We start from the raw sequence: 15,767 nt of genomic DNA on the forward strand, positions 1-15,767 counted from the left end.
AAAACAAATGATTTACAAGAGCTCGGCAAACACATCAGCCTGTTGATTCAAGAACGTTTCACCAGGTTTAATATCCGTCATCTTGACACCAGCCAAGGCCTCTGCCATCAAGCCTTCCACGTCGATGCGTTTTTCGAATTCTCGCGTTCGTTCAAGGTTGGGCTTGGTTTTAGGAGCTGGTGGCGCAAAAATCGTACAACAGTCTTCAAACGGCAAAACGGATAAGTCAAACGTATCAATTTGTTTGGCAATGTCAATAATCTCATTTTTGTCCATCGAGACTAATGGTCGTAAAATTGGCATCGTTGTCACATCATTAATGGCTAGCATACTTTCCATCGTCTGAGAAGCAACTTGTCCAAGTGATTCGCCATTAAAGATGGCTAATCCATGACGTTGAATCGCTAAAGCCACTGCCAGTCGAAGCATCATCCGCCGTTGAACGGTCATCAGATACCCTTCTGGAACTTTGTCCTTAACTTCTTCTTGAATCTTAGTAAATGGCACCTGAATAAACCGAATCTTGCCTGTATACGCGGTCAATTTGCTAGTCAGTTCCATGGCTTTGTCCAATGCTTGCTGACTCGTGTATGGCGGGCTGAAAAAGTGAACCATTTCCACTTGAACGCCCCGTTTCATTGCCAAGTAGGCAGCAACAGGCGAATCAATGCCACCGGACAGCATCATCATCCCTTTGCCGGCCGTTCCTACTGGCATGCCCATCGCACCATCAAAGGTTTGACTGGACAAGAAGATTCCGTTATTACGGACTTCTACGCGGATAGTGACATCCGGGTGCTTCATTTGAACCTGTAGTCCTGCAAATTCATTTAGCAAAACCCCGCCAAGATGGTCATTCATTTCATAAGTACTTAAAGCAAATTGATGGTTGGATCGGCGGGTATCAATTTTAAATGTCAGCCCCGGTTCATATTGTTCTGTCATCATTGCAATGGCCTGTTCGTCCACCGCAGCCTGATCCAAAGGCACCTTAACGGATGGTGAATAATTTTCAATACCAAACACGTGGCTGAGTCGTTCCATCACACCGCTAGCATCTGCCCCATTAAGGGTCAAGTGCATTCGATCATGATCAGGATGCACCTTCACCGTCGGATAATCATGTAATACATTGCGAACATTGCTACCTAATCGATCAATAAACGACTTACGGTTCTTACCTTTAGTGGATAATTCACCATAACGGACCATAATTTCATCGTAATTCATAAGGTCGCCTCCTTCAATTATGAATTGATTTTTTTGAATTGTTCATATAGTTCATCAAAGACCTCGTTAAACTGATCTGCCTCGGCCAAAGTATTGTGTTCGTCTAAACTCACACGTACAGCACTAGTAGACAGTTCATCTGGCACATTCATCGCCTTTAAGGTACTAGAGGCCAAATGCTTCTTTGACGAACAGGCACTGGTTGTGGAAATATAAATACCGCGATCTTCAAACGCATGCACGATCGTTTCGCCACGCACGCCTGCTATGGCGAAACATAAAATGTGTGGCGCAAAGTGATCATTATCCTTGGAGAAGACGGTCACTTTAGCAAACTTTTGGATATGTTGCAAAATCCGCTCACGAACGGCCTGTTCATTGGCCACGTGCGCGGCCTCATTCTCCAGCAATAAGCGCAACGCTCGGGCCATTCCAGCAATGGCCGGTAAATTTTCTGTCCCACTGCGTAGATTACGCTCCTGACCACCGCCCGTCATCAATGGGGCCAACCGTTTACCAGCACGGGCGTATAGGAAGCCAATCCCGCGAGGCGCATGAAATTTATGCCCCGAAAAGGTAATAAAATCAACGCGATCATTGAAAATCAAATCAGCAATCCCCTTACCAATGCCTTGAACCGCATCCACATGATAATGAATGGTTGGGTAATCCTTCAGCACATTGGCTATTTCTTGTAACGGTTGAATGCTGCCGACTTCATTGTTGACCGCCATGACTGACACGAGAATCGTCTCTGGTCGAATGGCCGCCTTTAAATCGGTCGCACTCACTCGTCCCTCATCATCCACCGGTAGATAAGTAATCTCATATCCCAATTGGGCCAACTGCTCCATCGAATTATGCACCGCTGGATGTTCCACGGACGATGTAATAATGTGCCGACCAAAGGCCCGCTTTTCCATAGCAGTGCCTTTGACCACCCAATTATCACCCTCTGTGCCGCCACTTGTGAACAGAATCTCACTGAGATTAACGCCCAATAAGTCCGCAATTTGTTGGCGTGATTGTTCTAGTAGCTGATAAGCTTGCTCACCAAAATTATGCAATGAGGACGGATTTCCCCAGATTGCTTGGCTAACTTTCGTGTATGTCGCTAAGACAGACGCATCAACTTGCGTTGTCGCGCTATTATCAAAATAAATCATGTTGTCCCTTCTTCGTTTAAAATTCGGTTCGACTCGGATTGAAAACTTGCAATAGTATAGCACGTTTTGTCGGTGTCACCTACTCAAACCACCAATGCAAACGAGAATGTGCTAACTATTAAAGATTATCGAAAAAACAACTATACAAAAATCCCTCAATGTCCATTACATAATCGCCAAAAACGAGCGATGGGCATCAAGGGATCGTGCACTAAATTTTAAAGCAAATGATCAACCACTATTTGTTTGTGGCATCAGTCGTCGCTGAATTGCCATAATAGTTGGTTTCAATTCGTTGATAAGCACCTGGCTCAACGGCATCTAACGCAGTGGCCATTGTTTCTAACGCCTCAGCATACTTAAAATCATGATCAAACAAACGTTGCGCGCGTTGGCTGGCAGTGGCCATCTGTTCATTGGCATTACGGTAGCGGTTAGCATATTGCAAAAGTTGCTCAGCCAATAGGGCGCTATCACGTAAGTCATGACTCTTTTCATTTAAGGTGCCTAGATCGGCTTGAATCATAATCAGCTGTTTGGAAATTTCTTCCATGTTAATTTGTGTTTGGCTCAAATCCCGCCCCAGCTTCTCAACTTCATCGCTGACTACGTAAAAGTAATCCAGATAATCATGAGGGAGACCTGGCAAGTTCAATGCTTCAATTTGGCGTTTCAAGGTGTGCATCTGATTGTCAAATTGTTGGAAACGTTTCCGAGCGTTCTTTTCATCCTGGCCTAAATTCTTAACCCCATCATTGATCGTTCGCTGCTGCGTTTCAATATCCGTCAAGGTTTGCAAATACTCTCGTTGCCGACTGACAACATTAGAATAACTATCGGTATGGGTAATTAAAACATTATCCTCATGCCGAATTTGCTCAGTCACTTGGCGCAAGCGCCCACCTAACCCTTGAGCTTCCTCAATTTCGCCTTGGCTAAGAACGTAACTTTGACTCAAACGATCAAGTTCAACTTGCAGCGCATGATTTTGTCGCTCGGCATGAGTTAAGAAATCATGTAATTCATTTTGCTGCGATTCAGCCACTGGTCTGGCCGTTACTTCTGCTTCCAACACGCTATACAGATCATCAATTTGCACTTCAATATTATGATTGGCCGCGCTAACCGCCGCTAAATCAAGATTAGTCAATTGCTTAGTGGCAGTTTGAATTTCGCTGCGAACGCGATTAATCTGCCCTGGCAAGTCTAGGTTACCAAATACATAGTTATCGGCGGTCATTTGCTGGTAGCCATCGCCAATATCCATCAATTGTTCATTGAAACCCGTTTTTAAATCCGCATAAAGTGGCGGAATCGTTTCAATCAATTTTTCCAAAGTTGTTGTCCCATCGGTTAAGGTGTCTAAAACCTTTTGGGCCGCCACATGATCTCCTTGTTGGGATAAGGTCGTGAATTCATCAAATTGTGCTTCTAAGTCGGCTAAATTTTGTTCGAGTCGATCAATGCTTGGGCCAAAACTCAAATTCTGTGATAACAATACCTTGCGTAGGTCCTGATATTTTTTTTCTAATCGCGCCACGGCTGCACGATGTTCGCCATCGACTTTCTTTAGCTCGGCTAACCCACTGCGCACATGATCAAAATGATCACTCGCCTCCGTTAACAGTGCCTCGGCTTGGTGCCGCTCCCGATTCGTCTTAACAAAGTTAATCCCGCGAACATCAAATAAAACTTGATCGATCAAATGATCTAGATCATAGAAGGTCTTCTCATTAACCTGTTGATATTCATCCACTAAGGCATTGAATGCGGTTAATGACTGTCCGGTCAGGCTCATTTGGTGACCAGCTTCGATATCTTGACCCAACGGTAACTGTTTCAACACATTAACCTGTTCACGTACATTACGAATTTTACGTGTCGTAAACCGCTGAAAGATAAAGACTGACCCGTATAGAATAACTGCTAATATGATAATACCGATTAAAACTTGAACCATTATGTATGTCCGCCCCGTTTGTCCAATACGATCTCATGACTTGATTTTAATAGAAAAGTCCGTAAACTCTACTACTAACGAAAAGTATAGCATAGCCCGTTTTTTGCTTTAGATTACGTTTCGATGACTTTACCAATCCTTTATCAAATTTTTCGGAGGTTCTTATGCCAGTAACCACTTTACTTGCTCAACAACTTGACGCTCTGTTAACCGATGAACACGATAACACCGCAAACTTAGCCAATGCATCTGCGCTGCTCAAACAGCTGCTTCCCGATTTGAATTGGGCTGGCTTTTATTTGTATCACGCTGATACCGATGAATTACGCTTAGGTCCGTTTCAAGGCAATGTTGCCTGTGTGCACATTAAAAATGGTCGTGGCGTGTGTGGAACTGCGTTAGCAACAAAGCAATCACAGCGGGTAGCTAATGTTCATGAATTTGCCGATCATATCGCGTGTGACTCAAACAGCAATTCAGAACTCGTGGTGCCACTCATTAAAGACGATCAAGTCCTCGGTGTCATTGATCTGGACTCACCGACGCTGGCTCGTTTTACAGACCAAGATCAACAAACCGTGGAGGAGGTCGCCGAAGTGCTGGTTGCGCACCTTGACACAACCGCTTAAGCCACGGTATACTATTTTAGTTGTAAAATTTGCAGCAGTAGGTGGTAAGCTCGTCAACAGCTTGGTGCTGATGCGTTAGGCATGAGTTCAACTAGTACCCGGGGCTGCTCCGGTGAACCTGGTAAAAACAAGCTGCACGAATACCGAACCTATAATTCGCATTTTTTACTCCAAACAAAATCTTTGGAGGACATTATCTATGTCACGTTATACAGGACCTTCCTGGAAGATCTCACGTCGTTTGGGCGTTTCTCTTTCAGGTACTGGTAAAGAACTTTCACGTCGCCCTTATGCACCAGGCGATCACGGCCAAGACCGTCGCGGTAAAATTTCCGAATATGGGACGCAACTACGCGAAAAGCAAAAGCTTCGTTTCACTTACGGGATGAGCGAACGTCAATTTGCTAACCTTTTCGTTAAGGCAGGTAAAATCCGTAAAGGCACTCATGGGACGAACTTCTTGATCTTGTTGGAACGTCGTCTCGACAACATGGTTTACCGTCTTGGCTTAGCAACCACTCGTCGTCAGGCTCGTCAACTTGTTAACCATGGTCATATCACGGTAGATGGCAAGCGTGTCGACATTCCTTCTTACGAAGTTAAGGTTGGCCAAGAAATCGCTGTTCGCGACAAATCCAAGAAGTTGGTTGTTATCCAAGCTGCTGTTGAAGCAGTTGTTGGTCGTCCAGCCTATGTTGAATTTGATGCCGACAACTTAAAAGGTTCCCTGATTCGTTTACCAGAACGAGAAGATCTCGATGCTGATATTGATGAATCACTAATCGTTGAATACTACAACAAGTTGTAATTTAAGTACGACATTTATCTGCAATCTCAATTCGTTGAGGTTGCTTTTTTTGTTGAACGGTTGATTAAGCTTCATTAATCGGTTATCCCCTGGTCGTCAAGTGGCCACTGATGCTCGGACTCGACTAGTCGAATTTTCTAGTTCGCTTCTTCGATCCTAAATTGATTGCTACAAAGTACTCCCCTGGTTAAGCAATCCATTGTTTCTGAACAAAGCGGGCTCAACACTAATAATTCACCAAATCACAAGCCTTCTGCTGGTATTCTGTCATAGTTGTCATTACAATATGGTCATGTAAACGATTTCATTGTCATTCAACCACAAGGAGGCGGGATCATGGCTTATCAAACCATCAATCCTTATACAAACGAAACCATTCATACCTATGAAAATGCAACTAACACTGACGTTGAACAGGCTTTAACCAACGCACAAGCACGTTACAAGCAATGGCGCAACGATCCAGTTAGCAGCCGAACCGCGGTCCTACAAAAATTGGCCGACCACTTTCGCGACCAAGTCGACGAACTAGCAACCGTGTTAACAACCGACATGGGCAAGCTATTCACTGAAGCTAAAGGTGAAGTCCTACTTTGCGCCGACATCGCTGAATACTACGCTAAGAATGCTGAACGACTCTTAGCGCCACGTCAGATCGAATCAATCGCTGGTGAAGCCCAATTAGAGAATCATCCCTTAGGCGTTTTATTGGCCGTCGAACCATGGAATTTCCCTTATTATCAAATGATGCGAATTTTCGCTCCCAACTACGCGGTTGGTGACCCAATCGTTTATAAGCATGCGGCTAACACCCCGGGTGCGGCGCTAGCTTTTGAAAAGGCGGTTATTGAAGCTGGCGCACCAGCCGATTCGCTCAAGAATTTATTTCTCTCCTACGATCAAGTGGCGGATGTAATCGCCGACAAACGTGTTGTCGGAGTCGCGCTCACTGGATCCGAACGCGGTGGTCGTTCTGTCGCTGAAGCTGCTGGCAAAAACCTCAAGAAAAACACGATGGAGTTGGGCGGTGCGGATGCGTTCATCGTCGCTAGTGATGCGGACATGGCACAAGTTAATGCCATCGCACCGCGTGCTCGTTTATACAATTGTGGTCAAGTCTGCACCTCTTCAAAGCGTTTCATTGTGACGGAAAACCACTATGATGAATTTCTAGCATCCTTAAAACAGGCCTTTGGTAATGCCAAACTTGGTGACCCCATGGATCCTCAGACAACGTTAGCACCAATGTCCTCTGCTCGCGCTAAAGAGAAGCTTCAGCAACAAGTTGATGCCGCTATCACTGCCGGTGCCACGCTCTACTTCCGTCACGATCCAGTTGACTCAACAGGTCAATTCTTCCTGCCAACGATTTTGACCGATATCACCAAGGACAATCCGGCCTATTATCAAGAGTTCTTCGGACCAGTGGCAATGGTTTATAAAGTTAAGAACGACCAAGAAGCCATTGAATTAGCTAACGACTCTGACCTTGGTCTTGGTGGAATCGTCTTTGCCGGCAATAAAGAACGCGGTGCGGAAATTGCTTCGCAAATTGAAACCGGGATGGTCTTTGTCAACACCTTCTTCTCTACCCTGCCTGAATTGGAATTTGGCGGCGTTAAGTTATCCGGATATGGTCGCGAAATGGGAGAAAGCGGTATTCTTAGCTTTGCTAATCAGGAACTGGTTGTTAAACGTGATGCGCCAAATGACAATGAATTCGGTGGCCTTGTTGCCCCGGCAAAGTATTTGTAGTCAACAGAAACCAGCTGGGCACAGGTAACAAGCTGGTGCAGCTCGACAACTAAAGCGACCCTCAAAATTGAACAATAAAACGACAAGACCTCGATTAATAGCTGGGGTCTTGTTCTTTTGTCTTATGGCTAAGTTCACGAGCTAGATTCGCCAGAACCACTTGAATTTATGGTATACTCACCGTTGAACAACTATGTTAGGGAGGTTCGCCATATGCCTGATCAATCTGATCAAAACGTCGATCCTAATCAACGTTTGTCCAATGCCATCTACGGCGCACCAAAAATAAATCCTGATGAGCAACGCCACTATCTGGGTACCTTTCGTGAGCGGGTGACGCTTACCATCTCAGTGGCCGAGTTGAAGAGCGGGCAGTACCTCGATGCCTTTACTACCGAGCTAGAGCAACAAGATGAACAAGCTAATACGATCCTTTTGAATGGTAATCTCGGCCAGGATACGCTGGGACCCTATATTCGCGCTGCGACGATGCACGCCATTGCGTTTACGATTAAAAATGATCCTCAATATGGCACCGATGATGCCGATTTGGCCCTTGTCATTACCGCAAAAACGGCTGTCGATGTTAGTCCGATTGACATCGCTGCTAAGCACCCACAATCGACTGCCGATGCAAAGACGACAAAAAAACCGAGCTTTTGGCAACGATTATTTAATCAGTAAGTCAGCCCCCACTTAACCAGATCGGTTAATCAGGGGTTCTTTTTAACTAGGAGGTCAAATTCGTGATGCAACCCCTCGCGTATCGCATGCGTCCACATAAAATAGACGAAATTGTTGGTCAACAACACTTGGTCGGTCCTGGAAAGATTATCAATCGAATGGTGACGGCTAAAATGCTGTCTTCGATGATCTTATATGGTCCACCTGGGACCGGTAAGACGAGTATTGCCAGCGCAATCGCCGGCTCAACCAAGTACGCATTTAGAATGTTAAATGCCGCAACTGACGGCAAAAAGGAACTTCAAATCGTCGCTGAAGAAGCTAAAATGAGTGGCACCGTCGTTTTACTGCTGGATGAAATCCATCGTCTTGACAAAACAAAGCAAGATTTTCTGCTACCTTTGCTGGAAAGTGGCGCCGTTATTTTGATCGGAGCGACGACAGAAAATCCCTATATCAACATTAATCCAGCCATTCGTTCGCGTACGCAAATTTTTGAAGTATATCCGCTGACACCGACTGATATTAGTACAGCAATTGATCGAGCCCTGTCAGATAAAACAAACGGTCTGGGCCAAGCAAAAATTCATTTAGATGACAATGCGCGCCATCATTTAGTCACTGCAACCAATGGTGATTTGCGAAGCGCTCTAAATGCATTGGATCTTGCGGTTCGCTCAACGCCGGTAGATGAGCATGACACGATCACAATTTCGCTAACAATTATTGAAGAGTGTCTCCAGAAAAAAGCACTGTCAGCCGATAAGGATGGTGATGCTCACTACGACGTCATCTCAGCCTTTCAAAAATCAATTCGAGGCTCAGACGTTAACGCAGCGTTACATTATATGAGCCGTTTATTGGTTGCTGGAGATCTAATCAGTATCTGTCGACGGTTACTAGTCATTGCCTATGAGGATATCGGTTTAGCAAATCCTGCGGCGGCGGCGCGAACGGTTAGCGCAGTAACAGCGGCTCAACAACTTGGCTTACCAGAAGCACAGATTCCCTTAGCTGATGCCGTGATTGAATTGGCACTTTCACCTAAATCTAACTCTGGCAATTTAGCGATCACAGCTGCTATCGCCGATGTAACTGCTGGCCATAGCGGAGAAATTCCGGCGCACTTAAAAGACGCCCATTATCAGGGGGCTAAGACATTAGGCCATGGAACCGATTATCAATTTCCTCATGATTTCCCTGGTGATTGGGTGAAACAAAGTTACTTACCGGCTAATTTAGCTAAGGCCCAATATTACCACCCCAAATCAAATGGTCGCTTCGAAAATGCCCTTGATGAACAATATCGCCGACTAATGGCCGCTTCTGGGCACCCACTAGTCGACGATCCCTCAGATGCTAAAAAAAGTTAAAGCTGGCACACTCGTCAAAGCTTTAAATTGCTTCGATATCGCTTTCATGCTATGCTAATCCTGAAATCTAAGGTGTACGCAAGGCTCAACTTACAGTGTTGCCTTACAGTCTTACTACTTTGGGCATGACGCTAGTAACGTTGATGATAAGCCTTTTCCCTTGGTAATCAAACGCGTTAATCGATGTGCCCACCTGCGTTGTCGCGGGCCAACTCTGAAGAGCCGATTGTCGGCACCACTAGTTTTCAACAAAGTGCATACTTTGTAGCGTCATTCTCCTAGAGAATGACGCTTTTCTATTGTTATAATGAAAGCAAATCTTGTTAGGAGTCAATTTATGGTCATTAAAATTCTTATGCTAGTCTTCGCTGGTGTCCTTTTTTTCATTAGCCTTTATTTATGGCAACACCGGCAACGTCAATTCTTATTTTTTGATCCGATCAATCAGCCGGCACTGGCGCACCTAGTCATTTTTTGGGCAATTGAATTGACGCTGGTTGGTTGTCTGGCGATTGCCGGTATCTTCAACTTCATCATTATGATTATTGCCTTAATTCTGGGGAGCCTGTCAACCATGGCTTTAGGACTCATGTTAGTTCAGTTCATGAATCGATCGTAAGCGATAAAACTAACTTTTGCAGCGCTTTCACTTTCGTTTTCATCAAGCTTACAGTAGAATGAAGATGTAAGAAAAGAGTATGCCGCAAAGCGATTGAATCACCTAAGCGGTTATTTTCAACCCACTTTGAGACATAAAAAGGAGTGAAGCTTATGGCACAACAATACAAACGGATCTTAGTTCCCATCGATGGTTCTCGTGAAGCAGAATTAGCTTTTAAAAAGGCCGTCGCTGTCACGCAACGTAACGGTGACGACGCCCAGTTGCATTTACTTCACGTTGTTGATACCCGTGCCTTTCAAAACATTTCTAGTTTTGATACCACGATGGTTGAACAAGTCACGGAGACAGCCAAGAAGACGCTCGATAAATATGCAGCCGAAGCAAAAGCTGCCGGCATTCAATGTGAATATTCCATTGAATATGGCGCACCGAAATCAATTATCGCCCAAGACGTCCCCAAGGAACTGGGTACAGATTTAATCATGATTGGGGCAACCGGACTTAATGCCGTTGAACGCTTACTAATCGGATCGGTGACAGAATACGTGACTCGAGCGGCCATTTGTGATGTACTCGTTGTTCGTACTGATCTGAGTAACCAGGCCATTTCTGTGAAGGATGGCGCGGCGGCTTCCAATTAGTGGATACTAATTTCTACCGATCCTCTCGCTCCCACCTTAAATGAACACGCAAAAAAAGCTGTCAATGCTCTTGACAGCTTTTTTGCTTCATCTTACTGCGACACCAGTGATAACGGTGGAATTTGATATTTTTGTGCGTTATCTGCAATACTAGCAATTCGACGAGGATTTTTAGTGACCATCGCTAGACTATACGCAATGTAAAGACTTTGTTGTGCATTCTCACGATCGGCCAACTCTAATTGACTAACTGCCTTAGATTCATATAAATCTTCTAATAAGAAGATACAATGATGTGTTTCGTTTAATTTGATCGCTCGCTTGAGTAGTTTTAACGCACGTTCATGTTTATTCGTCCGCTGGAAAAATCGCGCTGCCCGCGAAAGCGTATAAACTTGATCGACAACCTGGTCATGACTATTTACTTCAAAACCATCCAGTGCTTCCAAGGCTTGGTCAACCAGCATAATCGCTTTATCAGGGTCGCCCTTCTTATCATAAGCGAGTCCGAGCCCCAATTTTCCCATCACCTTATACATATCTTTGACTCGGGTACCAAATGTATCTAGGAGCATGCTAAAACTAAAAATAGCCTCATCAGGACTGACATGGTTAATGAGCTGTAATTCGCCATGATAGTAATAATAGGCTTTTTTCTCATCAACCTCATTCAAACTCTTAAATTTAATCGTATTGAGTTTTTTTTCGGCATTACGATAATGTCCGGCGTGCAAATCACTGCCAATTTTTCGAAAAATTTGAGCAATTTGGCCGTCTTCTTCAACAATGATGTCATCAATCGTGATGCCTAGTCGAGCTGTAATTCTCAGTAGAATTGGCATACTCGGAATTTTATTCCGCTTTTCAATTAAACTAATCGTCGCTTGTGTACAAATATTCTTGGCCAAATCATTTTGTGACATGCCCTTAGCTTTGCGATAGGCGCGAACACGCATTCCTAAAATTTCCATTCTCTCTTTGCCCCATTCCGGAGTGAACAAGGCACAGCGAGTAACTTAGCTGATTAAAAAACCAATTCATAAGCGCGGCGTGGCGCAACACCGTCAATATAAATCCGACCGCAATCGATAAACCCGACTTTGGTAATCAAATGTTGCATACTTCGGTTAGCCTCGTGCGTATCAACGCGTAAGCTTGCAACTTCATGCGTTTGTTGCAATTGCCTAACTAAGGCGGAAAATAGCCGCTCACCCACATGTTGACCTCGAAAGGCTGCTCCGACAGCGACACGATGAATCGCTGCGTATGGCTGTCCATAGCTTAACCAGCCACCAGTTTCAATCAACCGATAGTTGGGATCAACCCCCACTAGAACGGCAGCCACGGCTGCAATATGAATTTGATCGGTCAGCACATATAATCGCTGTGCCATAATATCTGCCAACATATCTGTTTGTGCTGGATAGCCATCTTGCCATTGATTAAACCCTTGCTGCGCGATGAAATGCCGTGCCCCTTCGATAATGTTCATCACTTCATCTAAATCAGTCGGGGTCGCTAATCTTAATGTCAATGCTGTCAAACGCAAACGCCTTCTTCCGAATAATATTCGCCAGTTATTTTCCTACAACTCGGCCGAAACTTTGTGATTTGAAATCCATCCGTCAATCACAATTTTATCCAATCATCAGTAATCATCAATCCGTGTGTCAGAACGAATTAAGCTAATATGAGTCTGATAATTTTTGCCTATATCATTCTCGCATGTTTTGTGAAATTCGTCTAGTGGTATGGACCGATCATCTTTTTTCAAATTGATCGCAACCTATGTCATGACCGTTGATAAACCCAGCCGCACGAAGAAACCACTGGACGGTTACTGGTCCGACCCTGACCAATGCCCAAGAATCGAACAATTGCAGCGTTTGTTCAGTGAACAAATCTTCGGCACTGACGGATAATCGATCACCGTACATGTGAACTTGGCGTTGCAAAACCCACAACTGATTTGCCGGCGAAGATCCGTCCACCTGTTGCGCTTGCCACCGACGAGCGTTATAGATAACGGCGTGCAACTTTTGCTGATTTCGAATAACAGCCGGGTTGGTCAGAAAATTGCGCTGCTGTTGTTCACTAAAGGCTGCCAATTGATCGATTTCAAAATCAGCTAACGCCTTTCGTAAGGTTAAACGGCGCTTGAGCAACAAATCTAACGAGAGACCAGCCTGAAAAATTTCAAATCCCAAAATCTCAAACAGTCCCTGATCTGTATACCGTGGCACGCCCCACTCTTCATCGTGATATTGTTGTAGCCGTGACGACTTCATCGCCCAGGCGCATCGCTTCATCGCTCATCAACCCCCTAATTATGTCATACCTTTATATACGGGACTTGTTGAAAAATAAACGGGAAATTTTTGATTACTGCTTAATCAAAAATTATGACGACTATATTTAATCGACTACTGAGCGGTGGCTCCAAACGCGCTTTTTAACCAAATAAAAAAATCTCTATTTCCAAAAGTACAGAAATAGAGATTCTTTGTTGTAACGATCAACGAATTTGTCAAAATTAATGCATTGACAACAATGATGACCATTAGTTATAGCGCTTTTCACCAATATGTTCAGAACCTAGCTCAGTAAAGGCAAAACTGATTGTCTCATTCCGTTTGAATTCTGCCAACCCATAATCGATAATTTCGTCAATCAAGCTAGCATAATCAATTCCCGAAACTTCCCACAATTGCGGATACAAAGAGATATTGGTAAAGCCAGGTAATGTGTTTGGCTCACTCAAGTACGGCACACCATCTCGTGAAACCAAGAAATCAATACGAGCTAAGCCTTTAAGACCAAGCGCGACGTAAGCATCCAAGCCCATTTGGGTGATTTCCTTGGCTAGACTATCTGGCAAAATAACCGGTAATTCGAAGACAACGCCACTCGCATCAACAAATTTATTATTGTAGTCATAGAACGTATCACTTTGGGGAACTCGAACTGCTCCCAGCTTTGAAGCCCGCGGCTTTTCATTTCCTAAAATAGAAATTTCAATTTCCTGTGGTGAATCAATCGCTTCTTCCGCCAAGACCTTAAAATCATACTGCAAGGCGTCCGCTAATCCAGCATCAAATTCGGCGGCGTTAGTAACTTTGTGAATGCCCACAGAAGAGCCCTGATTAGCTGGTTTAAGAAACATAACTCGACCAATTTTAGCGGCCACTGACTCGTAATCCATCGCGTTCTTATTTTCTGGCGTAATGACCACATACTCCGTGTTGCGGACGTGTGCTTGCGTTAAAATTCGCTTCGTCATGTCCTTATCAAAGGACACCGCTGAAGCTAGAACATTGCTACCAATGTACGGTTTGCGAAGGAGTTTAAATAAACCTTGAATGGTACCATCTTCACCAAGATTTCCATGAATGACTGGATAAAAGAGATCAATATCTTTAACCTCACTTAACGCTTGTAGTGGCGCTAATGGATTATGTTGGTCAATCTTCGGCAGGTATTCGGCAACCACCTGATCTTCAGGTTCGCCGTTGAAGATCCGATGAGAAGCTTCATTGCCCAGCAATACACCATCCTTAGTAAACATGAACAAGCTGACCTCATATTTGTCCTTGTCCATCGCATCATAAATGTTGTGGGCCGATCGTTTAGAAACATCATGTTCTGAGGAGTTTCCACCAAATAGTAAGGCAACGTGCAATTTCTTGTTCGTCATTGTTCTACCGTCCTCGATTCATTTTTTCCGTCCGTTCTAATAGAAACTTGAGTATACCAGACGGCAACAACGGCTGTCAAAATGAAGCTTTTTGGCGTCCATAACTCATCTTATGCCATATACAAAAAGCATAAAATAAGCTTTTTTATTTAAGGAAAAACAACTCACGTCAAAAAATTGATCTCCGCGTTAATCATCTCTGTCACTGATTCGGGTAAATCATCTTGCACCGCCATTGCCAAGACTAAGCGTGAACGATTGAAGAGTCCATGCCATTGCTTTTCCTCTGTTGGTGCACTTGCCATCCCGATCTGTGCTCGCCAGGATCGCCACTCATGTAAAAAGGCCTGCACGTACAGCTCGTTCTTATTTAAAATGGTATTGAAGTACATTGCCAGACGTCGATCCTCGCCAAAAATCAGCGGCATCTTCAAGCGGGCATATTTTTGGATCAATTCGACCATTAGTAATACTTTATCCGCCCGTGAAAGAATTGAACTCTCGGCCAACTCATCTAATAAATTACCAATATGCGTATAGGCGTGGGCCCAGCCCTTAGTTCCGACAAAACCACGCGCATCATTCTCCAGTGCCAGATAAGTCATTGTCTGAATGACCAACCGGTCAATCATTGCAGGTGTCAAGAATTGTTCATCAACCCGATCTGCATATAGCAAAATGGATAATATCAGGATTGCAAACGATCTACCAAAGATGCCATCATTCGTTGGCTCAGTAATGTGACTAAACAAGATCCGGTCTTGTAATAGCGCATTGAAAACTAATTTCAGTTGTGACTCACTCAATACATGACGCTGTAACGCGTCATTAAAAAAATAATAGATGCCTTGATCACGGATGTCACGATCAGGAGAGCCCAAATGGTTCACCAGTGCCAATAATTGTTCATCAGAGACCGCAAATTGGTCTGGCCTACGGATCGACTGGTTTAAAGTCTCAATTAGTGTTTTGATACCATCTTGGTCATCAGGCAATCTAACCAACGTTGCCTCCTGCACGGGTAGTTGATCTAAAATTTGCCCGAGTCGCCCACCTAGCGATTGCAGCACGCTACCAGCCCGTACCTGCTGTCTCAAATCGATTAAACGCTCCCGTACTTCATTAACTTCTTTTAATTCATCAGCCATCGGTTGCTCCTTTCTCACAAGCTTACAGTCACGATCATCTTACCGACCATTCGACTA

At 44.3% G+C, this 15,767-nt stretch carries 15 protein-coding genes; 7 read left to right on the top strand and 8 right to left on the bottom strand.

From position 1 onward, the window contains the following. Window positions 1–12 precede the first annotated feature (12 nt). The 3 genes from thiI to ezrA form a co-directional block, all read right to left on the bottom strand. Window positions 13–1,230, bottom strand: a complete 1,218-nt coding sequence (gene thiI / locus AC27FN_RS06165) for a tRNA uracil 4-sulfurtransferase ThiI (protein WP_487167139.1) — start codon at window positions 1,228–1,230, stop codon at window positions 13–15. Window positions 1,231–1,247: 17 nt separating this feature from the next. Next, window positions 1,248–2,396 (bottom strand): cysteine desulfurase family protein, encoded by a 1,149-nt coding sequence (locus AC27FN_RS06170; protein ID WP_487167140.1) that lies wholly within the window; start codon window positions 2,394–2,396, stop codon window positions 1,248–1,250. A 238-nt stretch (window positions 2,397–2,634) separates the two neighbouring features. After that, window positions 2,635–4,356: a septation ring formation regulator EzrA gene (gene ezrA / locus AC27FN_RS06175; protein ID WP_487167141.1), complete on the bottom strand. Its 1,722-nt coding sequence runs from the start codon at window positions 4,354–4,356 to the stop codon at window positions 2,635–2,637. A gap of 164 nt (window positions 4,357–4,520) precedes the next feature. On the opposite strand from ezrA, the gene AC27FN_RS06180 reads away from it, so the two are divergent. From AC27FN_RS06180 to AC27FN_RS06210, 7 genes are all read left to right on the top strand, one after another. After that, window positions 4,521–4,985 (top strand): GAF domain-containing protein, encoded by a 465-nt coding sequence (locus tag AC27FN_RS06180; RefSeq protein ID WP_487167142.1) that lies wholly within the window; start codon window positions 4,521–4,523, stop codon window positions 4,983–4,985. 199 nt (window positions 4,986–5,184) lie between these two features. Further along, a complete protein-coding gene (gene rpsD, locus AC27FN_RS06185) occupies window positions 5,185–5,793 on the top strand; it encodes a 30S ribosomal protein S4 (RefSeq protein ID WP_487167143.1) in 609 nt (202 codons plus the stop codon). A 336-nt stretch (window positions 5,794–6,129) separates the two neighbouring features. After that, a complete protein-coding gene (locus AC27FN_RS06190) occupies window positions 6,130–7,548 on the top strand; it encodes an NAD-dependent succinate-semialdehyde dehydrogenase (protein WP_487167144.1) in 1,419 nt (472 codons plus the stop codon). Between the two features lie 213 nt (window positions 7,549–7,761). Continuing rightward, a complete protein-coding gene (locus tag AC27FN_RS06195) occupies window positions 7,762–8,232 on the top strand; it encodes a YueI family protein (protein ID WP_487167145.1) in 471 nt (156 codons plus the stop codon). A gap of 62 nt (window positions 8,233–8,294) precedes the next feature. Then, the gene (locus tag AC27FN_RS06200; RefSeq protein WP_487167146.1) at window positions 8,295–9,605 is read left to right on the top strand and encodes a replication-associated recombination protein A; all 1,311 of its coding nucleotides are present in this window, start codon (window positions 8,295–8,297) and stop codon (window positions 9,603–9,605) included. 337 nt (window positions 9,606–9,942) lie between these two features. Continuing rightward, a complete protein-coding gene (locus AC27FN_RS06205; protein WP_487167147.1) occupies window positions 9,943–10,224 on the top strand; it encodes a hypothetical protein in 282 nt (93 codons plus the stop codon). 152 nt (window positions 10,225–10,376) lie between these two features. Then, the gene (locus tag AC27FN_RS06210) at window positions 10,377–10,868 is read left to right on the top strand and encodes a universal stress protein (protein WP_487167148.1); all 492 of its coding nucleotides are present in this window, start codon (window positions 10,377–10,379) and stop codon (window positions 10,866–10,868) included. 92 nt (window positions 10,869–10,960) lie between these two features. Here AC27FN_RS06210 and AC27FN_RS06215 read toward each other — a convergent pair whose 3' ends face one another. From AC27FN_RS06215 to AC27FN_RS06235, 5 genes are all read right to left on the bottom strand, one after another. Continuing rightward, on the bottom strand, window positions 10,961–11,839 hold the full coding sequence (locus AC27FN_RS06215) for a helix-turn-helix domain-containing protein (protein ID WP_487167149.1): 879 nt from the start codon (window positions 11,837–11,839) through the stop codon (window positions 10,961–10,963). A gap of 53 nt (window positions 11,840–11,892) precedes the next feature. Beyond that, a complete protein-coding gene (locus tag AC27FN_RS06220; RefSeq protein WP_487167150.1) occupies window positions 11,893–12,411 on the bottom strand; it encodes a GNAT family N-acetyltransferase in 519 nt (172 codons plus the stop codon). Between the two features lie 217 nt (window positions 12,412–12,628). Next, window positions 12,629–13,177 (bottom strand): DNA-3-methyladenine glycosylase I, encoded by a 549-nt coding sequence (locus AC27FN_RS06225; RefSeq protein ID WP_487167151.1) that lies wholly within the window; start codon window positions 13,175–13,177, stop codon window positions 12,629–12,631. A 251-nt stretch (window positions 13,178–13,428) separates the two neighbouring features. Further along, window positions 13,429–14,562 carry a D-alanine--D-alanine ligase family protein gene (locus AC27FN_RS06230; RefSeq protein ID WP_487167152.1) on the bottom strand — a complete coding sequence of 378 codons (1,134 nt, stop codon included), beginning with the start codon at window positions 14,560–14,562 and terminating at the stop codon, window positions 13,429–13,431. A gap of 164 nt (window positions 14,563–14,726) precedes the next feature. Then, on the bottom strand, window positions 14,727–15,710 hold the full coding sequence (locus AC27FN_RS06235) for a DUF2785 domain-containing protein (protein WP_487167153.1): 984 nt from the start codon (window positions 15,708–15,710) through the stop codon (window positions 14,727–14,729). Window positions 15,711–15,767 lie beyond the last annotated feature (57 nt).

The sequence above is a fragment of the Furfurilactobacillus sp. W61-4 genome, from assembly GCF_057545565.1.

Excerpts from the sequence above, each read along its gene's own strand:
- AC27FN_RS06225 (WP_487167151.1), bottom strand. The coding sequence starts at position 13,177 with ATGAAGCGATGCGCCTGGGCGATGAAGTCGTCACGGCTACAACAATAT.
- ezrA (WP_487167141.1), bottom strand. The coding sequence starts at position 4,356 with ATGGTTCAAGTTTTAATCGGTATTATCATATTAGCAGTTATTCTATAC.
- AC27FN_RS06195 (WP_487167145.1), top strand. The coding sequence starts at position 7,762 with ATGCCTGATCAATCTGATCAAAACGTCGATCCTAATCAACGTTTGTCC.
- AC27FN_RS06190 (WP_487167144.1), top strand. The coding sequence starts at position 6,130 with ATGGCTTATCAAACCATCAATCCTTATACAAACGAAACCATTCATACC.
- thiI (WP_487167139.1), bottom strand. The coding sequence starts at position 1,230 with ATGAATTACGATGAAATTATGGTCCGTTATGGTGAATTATCCACTAAA.
- AC27FN_RS06230 (WP_487167152.1), bottom strand. The coding sequence starts at position 14,562 with ATGACGAACAAGAAATTGCACGTTGCCTTACTATTTGGTGGAAACTCC.
- AC27FN_RS06235 (WP_487167153.1), bottom strand. The coding sequence starts at position 15,710 with ATGGCTGATGAATTAAAAGAAGTTAATGAAGTACGGGAGCGTTTAATC.
- AC27FN_RS06205 (WP_487167147.1), top strand. The coding sequence starts at position 9,943 with ATGGTCATTAAAATTCTTATGCTAGTCTTCGCTGGTGTCCTTTTTTTC.
- AC27FN_RS06210 (WP_487167148.1), top strand. The coding sequence starts at position 10,377 with ATGGCACAACAATACAAACGGATCTTAGTTCCCATCGATGGTTCTCGT.
- AC27FN_RS06180 (WP_487167142.1), top strand. The coding sequence starts at position 4,521 with ATGCCAGTAACCACTTTACTTGCTCAACAACTTGACGCTCTGTTAACC.
- AC27FN_RS06215 (WP_487167149.1), bottom strand. The coding sequence starts at position 11,839 with ATGGAAATTTTAGGAATGCGTGTTCGCGCCTATCGCAAAGCTAAGGGC.
- rpsD (WP_487167143.1), top strand. The coding sequence starts at position 5,185 with ATGTCACGTTATACAGGACCTTCCTGGAAGATCTCACGTCGTTTGGGC.
- AC27FN_RS06170 (WP_487167140.1), bottom strand. The coding sequence starts at position 2,396 with ATGATTTATTTTGATAATAGCGCGACAACGCAAGTTGATGCGTCTGTC.